Source organism: Lentzea sp. NPDC004782 (assembly GCF_040609115.1).
GTDB lineage: Bacteria > Actinomycetota > Actinomycetes > Mycobacteriales > Pseudonocardiaceae > Lentzea.
Map to the genome: position 1 here is coordinate 1 of NZ_JBEXJN010000133.1, position 5965 is coordinate 5965.

The following is a 5965-nucleotide window of genomic DNA, read 5'->3' on the forward strand; positions in this document are numbered from 1 at the left end:
ATGAAGGGCTCCTTCCTCCACCTGGTGTGGAGGAAGGAGCCCTTCATCCACGTAACTGCCCGGCAGGCGGGTTGCGGGCAAGACCTCTGGCAAGGCGCTCAGTAGCGCGCCCAGTGGGATTCCGCCCTGTCCAACGCTTCCCGGATGCGCGCAGGCTCGCCGCTGCCCGTGGTCGGCAGCCGCAGCAGCGGCATCCCGTGTGCGCGCAGGATGTCGTTCTTGAGGGCGTCCCGCCTCAGCTGGGTGGGGTTGTTCTCGTGGAACGCGAAGCCGTCGACCTCGATGGCGAGCAGCGGCCGGTTGGTCACCCGGTTGTACACGACGAAGTCCAGTGACGCCCGCCTTTTCACATAGGCGGCCTGGTCCGGGGTGAGCAGGGAGAGGCCGGGCAGGAGGTTCTTGAGGAGCACCTGCGGAACCGCCGTCAGGTGCGCGTAGTCCGGCTCCGCGAACAGGTCGTGCAGCACGGTCCAGACGATGTCCTCCGACCGGTGCTTGAGCTCGTTGCGCAGCCGCGCGGCGAGTGGTCGCAGTCGCGCCGAGTACGCCTTGTACAGCAGGTCGAACACCGAGACCACGGTGCTGTCGGCCACCTCGTCGCCGGGGTTGTGGTAGCGGATGTAGCCGACCAGGTCCTGGATGTGCCGGCTGGCCGGCATCATGCCGTTGTTCGTCACGAGCACGAACCGCCGGATCGCCCTCGACACCGCGACGTTGATCAGCTGGGGGTCGTCGACGAACTTCAGCCCGGTGCGTCCTCGCCAGCTCTCGTCCAGGACGGTGGTCAGCACGACCGCCTGCTTCTGCCTGCCCTGGAACCGGTGGACGGTGTCGACCTCGATCTGGTCGAGCACGTCGCCGCCCTTGTCCGCCTGCAGGCGGTAGGGCGTGGTGACCCCGATCTCGGCGGCGGCGAAGCCCCGGCAGTGCCGCGGGATCACCTCCTGGCTGATCACGTCCAGCTCGCGCTGGTTCGAGCGGCCGCCCCCGCGGTGCTGACGCATGTGGTTGCCCTCGACGGTGCGCACGACGATCATCGGCCGCTCGCTGCCGCTGGTGGTGTACGGGATGAGGTCGTCCTCGTAGAACTTCTTGTTGCAGAAGCCGATGATGACCGGGTCGCACCGGTAGTGCTCGCGCAGCAGTGTGCTCGGGAGAGCGTCGCCGTACACCTCGGACAACGACGTCAGCAGGTTGTGGCGGCAGTCGTAGGCGGGCAGCGGCGGTGTGAGCTCGTCCGCGCCGTCGAGGGCGACCGGGGGCAGCTGCTTCTGGTCACCGACCACGACCACGTTGCGGGCACACGACATCGCCAGCCCGGCCAGCAGCAGGTTCACCTGGGACGCCTCGTCGATGATGAGGTAGTCGAGCAGGTGCCCGTCGGCGAGGCTGGTGCGCAACGAGTGGCAGGTGCTCAGCAACGCCGGGTAGTCGGCGAGGAAGCCCTCGAACTCCCGGCCGCGCCGGTAGGTGTCCGCGTCGTGCACGGTCCGGCCTCGTCCCCGGTACCGGCCGGCCAGCTCGGCGTGCAGGAACTGCGCCGACAACCGTTGGTGCTCCTGGGAGATCCCGTCGAAGTCGGCTCGGCGCAGCCTGTCCTCGACCTCGCTGATCTCCCGCTCCAGCTCGGCGATCCGGTTGGTGTAGTAGGCCAGCTGCAACCGGAGCACCACGGCGGTGTCGGCGGGGTCGAGTGCGCGCAGGGAGCCGTACCTGAAGTAGTTCCGGATCCGTCGCACCAGACCGGGGCGCGCCCCTTCCACCTCCATCTGGCTCTCGGCCAGGTAGTCGGCGATGCGGTCGGCCGACTTCCTCAGCAGTGCGAACTTCTCCAGGTCGGGCAGCTCTTCGGAGTCGAGGTGCGCCTCGAAGTGGCGCAGCTCCAGCCGGTGGGCGTCGAGCGACTGACGCCGGTCGGCACGGACGCGTTCGTCCTCCTGCAGCGCCCGCAGGCGGTGGTCGAGGTGCGCGAGCCGCCCCAGGTCAGGCGGTGGCGGTGCGGCGGCCACGAACCGGGTCACCGCGGCGTTGCGCTCCCCTTGTGCGGCAAAGAACTCCTCGCGTTTCTGCCGGCGGCCGAGGTTGCCGAGCAGGTGTCCGAACCCGAGCTCGTCGAGCTTGTCGCGGACGTTGTCGACGGCGGCGTTGCCGAACGAGACGATCGCCACCGTCTGGTGGTGCACCGCGACGATGGTGGCGATCAGGTTGAGGATCGTCTCGGTCTTGCCGGTGCCCGGCGGTCCCTCGATGACCGAGATCGACCGGGTCAGCGCGTTCTCGACGGCTCTGCGCTGGCTCAGGTTGCACCGGAACGGGAAGATCGGGGGAGCCTCCAGCGGACGCGCCCGGATCGGTGCCCCGGCCAGGTACGAGCTGAGAGCGCTTTCCGGGTGGACGAAGGTCAGCCGTTCGTACTCCGGTCGCAGCGGATCGTCGGCGCTGAGGCGCGACACGACCGCGCGCCAGTAGCGCAGGACGTCGGCCACGAACGGGATGGCCGTCCCGGACGTGAGGACGCGGACCCGTGCGGCGGGGTAGGTCCGGTACGACTCGGCGCCACGCGCCCGGTAGAAGATCCGCGTCCAGGCACCGTCCACTCCCTCGAAGGTGACGATCTCGGTCGCGCTCCCCCAGATCGTGCCGTCGACCTCGACCTGGTCCTCACCGGACAGCAGATGGGCCGAGGTGCGGCGCAGGATCCGCACCCGTTCAGGTCCGTAGTGGAAGACCTTGCCACCACGGGAAAACACGATCGCAATGCGCTGACCCTGAACCTGGTACCGGGCGATGTTCGCCGTCTCGTCCTCGAACACGCCGGTCCGCCGGTCGCGGAGCAGCACAGCCTCACCACGCGGGTCGATCACGCTTTCCCCCCAGGAACCCGTGCAGACGTCGTTTGGACACGTTACACACCGGCCCCGTGCGGAGAAATTCGGCTCGGCCGCGGTCACAGCCCAAGGCAGGAAACTTCTCCTTTCCGAAGCCGGCGCGAATCGTTCCGAAAAGCACCGCATTCGGTTTCGTCCGGACTCGAACCCCCGTCACGATGACGCGCAGATCCCCATCCGGAACTGAGAGTGAGGAAGTCTCGATGGCACGTTCGACGAGGACGAGGGTGCTCGGCCTGGCCGGCGCTTTGACCACGGCGCTGGCGACGATCACCCTGACGAGCGCTCCGGCGCAGGCGGCCGACTGCCGCGCCCCGCAGGGCGAGTCGTGCGTGCGGATCACCAACGCCACCCAGCAGATCCGCAGCCTGCGGGAGAACCGGAACGGGCGCTGCCTGACCGGCATCGAGCCCGGACAGACCCGCGAGTGGCCGAACATCTCGTTCAACTACTGGCGGCACCACCTGATGCTCACCGGTTACACCGGCCGCAACTGCGAGGGCAACACCCAGTTCAACGCCTGGGACGGGCAGTGGGACGGACCCGACTCCCGCAACTACTACTTCATGACCATCCGCAACAGGTGACCTGAGCCGGCGGTGCGGACCGGCGGGCCGCACCGCCTCCCCTTCTCCCGAACCTGGGGCAACTCCATGTCTGCCAACGGATTTCCGCGGCTGTGCCGGGCGGTTCTGCTCGCGGTCGCCATCTGCCTGCTCGGTGCCGGCACGGCCGAAGCGCACGTCACCGCCCACGTCTACGGCGCGGCCCCGGAAAAGGGCGGCGACGGCGCGATCGTGCTCAGGGTGCCGAACGAGGGCACGCAGCCGACGGTCCGGATCGAGGTGACCGTGCCTGCCGGGTACGACATCACCAGGGTGCGCACCAGACCGGTGCCCGGCTGGACCGCCGAGATCGGGCGGGCGGCCGGAGGCGTCGTCACCTCGATCACGTGGACCACGTCGGACCGCGCGATCCCGCCCGGTGACGAGCACTACGACGAGTTCTCGTTCACCGCGTCACCGCTGCCCTCGAACGTCGACCGGATCCTGTTGCCCACCAAGCAGATCTATGCCGACGGCACGCTCACGGACTGGGCGCAGGAGCAGACCGGGGACGCCGAACCGCAGTACCCGGCGCCGGTGGTCGCGCTCGCCGAACCGTCGGGCACCGCCCACGGGCACGGGCACACCCAGCCGACGAGCGGTCCGACCTGGCTGGTGGCGGTACCGCTCGGGAGCGCCCTGCTGATCATGGTCGTGTTCGGCGTGATCGCGCTGACCCGGCCGCGCCGGAGGAGTCCGAAGTGAAGAAGCTCTGCCTGATCGTCCTGGTCGCGCTGTTCGGCCTGGGCGGCGCCGTCCCGCCCGCCTCGGCCGCCGGGCAGCTGGTGTCGTCCACGCCGGCGGCCGGCGCGCGGCTGCTCAAGGCCCCCGAAACGGTCCGGCTCACCTTCGACCGGCCGGTGCTCGGCGGCGGCGCCAACGTCGTCACCGTCACCGGTCCGGACGGCAAACCGTGGAGCTCCGGCGCGATGGGCGTCGACGACAACGTCGTGACCGCCGTCCTGTCGCCGCAGCCGCCGCACGGCGACTACGTCGTCGACTACACGATCCGCCTCGGTGAGCCGTCCCCGCTGACCGGGCAGCTCAGGTTCACGGTCGCGGAGCCGGGGTCGTCCGGTGAGATGAGCTGGCAGACGTGGGCGGGTCTCGGCGCGATCGTCCTGGGCATCGCGGCGCTGCTGACGGCCGCGGGCATCCGGCAGGCGCGGGCGCGCCGGTGACGGTGCAGCACGAGCTGGGCGTCGTGCTGGCGGACGTCGGGGCGCTGTACCGGACCGCGGACGGACCGTCCGAACCGGACCTGACGAGGCTGCGCGAGCTCGGCATCGCTTGGGGGCGACGGAACCGGCCGCTCGCCCCGCTCGTGCTCGCCGTGCGGCGCCTCACCGAGTCGACCGTCGCCGCCATGATCATCGGCGCTGCCGACGGTGACGTGCCACAGCTCGTCGAGACGGTGCGCCGCACCGGGGTGGCGGCCGTGCGCGAGCTGGTGCGCGGCTTCGAGCAGGCGGCGACCGGCGAAGACGTGACGGCCGCGAACCTGTTGTGGGGCGGGCACGTGCCGCCCGAACCGGACTACGCGGTGATCGCCCTGCGCTGCGTCTCCAACCTCGGCCCGCGGATCGACGACGTGCTGACGGCTCGCGGCCGGGTCGGCGCCGTGCACCTGCTCTCGGACGGCGGCGGGTTCCTGCTGGCGCCCGCGCACGACGAGAAGGACGCCCTCCAGCTGTGCGAGGAGCTGTGCGAGGAGCTCGCGGATCCGATGTGGCTCGCGGTCGCCTGGCGGCCGAACACCGAGATCGAGGACGCCGGAGTGCAGGCGAGCGTCGTGCTGGACCTCGTCACGAACCTGGCCGAGCCACCGGGTGTCTACGACATCGAGGACGTGGTGGTGGAGTACGCGCTGATGCGCGACACCGAAGCGTTGGTGACCCTGCTCGCGCTCATCGCACCAGTGGTGCACCAGGAGCCGCTGCGCACCACGATCGAGGCCCTCGTCGCCACGGCCGGCAACCGAAGCAAGGCCGCGAGCACGCTGAACATCCACCGCAGCACGCTGGACTACCGGCTCAACCGCGTCGGTCAGCTGACCGGGTGCCTGCCGATGACCGCGCGCGGGCTGCAAACGCTGGCCACGGCGCTCACGTTGCACGGCGTGGTGCACCGCGCCGCGCAACGTCGTCGATGATGGGCTCCTTCATCCACCTGAGGTGCAATGCCTGGAACTCGAGGGCCTCGGGGCGGGTTGTGTCCTGCCGGTTGGTTGCCGCGCCGAAGGTGGCCGTGATGGTGGATGAAGGGCTCTTTGTTCCACCTGGGGTGGATGAAGGGCGCCTTCATCCACGTCACCACGCGCCTGGCGAGGCCTGATCGCACGGTGCGCGGCACTGCGGCAGATCCGGTACGCCCGGCGGGAACGGCGAACCCGACCGTGATGAACGGCGCATTTGTCCACCTGGGCCGACGCGACGACGCCCGACGAGCTGCCGAGCCAGGTGCTCGACGCCG

The 5965-nt window shown here is 69.9% G+C and carries 6 protein-coding genes; 5 read left to right on the forward strand and 1 reads right to left on the reverse strand.

Going from position 1 to position 5965, the window contains the following annotated elements; all coding sequences use genetic code 11:
- Nucleotides 1-98: 98 nt before the first annotated feature.
- Nucleotides 99-2864 carry an AAA domain-containing protein gene (locus ABZV40_RS45905; protein ID WP_355456428.1) on the reverse strand — a complete coding sequence of 922 codons (2766 nt, stop codon included), beginning with the start codon at nt 2862-2864 and terminating at the stop codon, nt 99-101.
- A 227-nt stretch (nt 2865-3091) separates the two neighbouring features.
- On the opposite strand from ABZV40_RS45905, the gene ABZV40_RS45910 reads away from it, so the two are divergent.
- The 5 genes from ABZV40_RS45910 to ABZV40_RS45930 all read left to right on the forward strand — a co-directional run.
- Entirely contained in the window at nt 3092-3475 is a 384-nt protein-coding gene (locus tag ABZV40_RS45910; protein WP_355456429.1) for a hypothetical protein, read from the forward strand.
- Between the two features lie 66 nt (nt 3476-3541).
- The gene (locus tag ABZV40_RS45915; protein WP_355456430.1) at nt 3542-4198 is read left to right on the forward strand and encodes a YcnI family protein; all 657 of its coding nucleotides are present in this window, start codon (nt 3542-3544) and stop codon (nt 4196-4198) included.
- Complete coding sequence (locus tag ABZV40_RS45920; RefSeq protein WP_355456431.1) at nt 4195-4674, forward strand: copper resistance CopC family protein; 480 nt, start codon at nt 4195-4197, stop codon at nt 4672-4674. The genes ABZV40_RS45915 and ABZV40_RS45920 overlap by 4 nt, the downstream gene beginning before the upstream one ends.
- The gene (locus tag ABZV40_RS45925) at nt 4671-5645 is read left to right on the forward strand and encodes a helix-turn-helix domain-containing protein (protein ID WP_355456432.1); all 975 of its coding nucleotides are present in this window, start codon (nt 4671-4673) and stop codon (nt 5643-5645) included. The genes ABZV40_RS45920 and ABZV40_RS45925 overlap by 4 nt, the downstream gene beginning before the upstream one ends.
- A 135-nt stretch (nt 5646-5780) precedes the next feature.
- The coding region (locus tag ABZV40_RS45930) for a hypothetical protein (protein ID WP_355456433.1) at nt 5781-5965 on the forward strand (185 nt) is incomplete at its 3' end.

Bases quoted from the DNA above. Each gene is read 5' to 3' on its own strand.
- ABZV40_RS45910 (WP_355456429.1), top strand. From the start codon at position 3,092: ATGGCACGTTCGACGAGGACGAGGGTGCTCGGCCTGGCCGGCGCTTTG.
- ABZV40_RS45915 (WP_355456430.1), top strand. From the start codon at position 3,542: ATGTCTGCCAACGGATTTCCGCGGCTGTGCCGGGCGGTTCTGCTCGCG.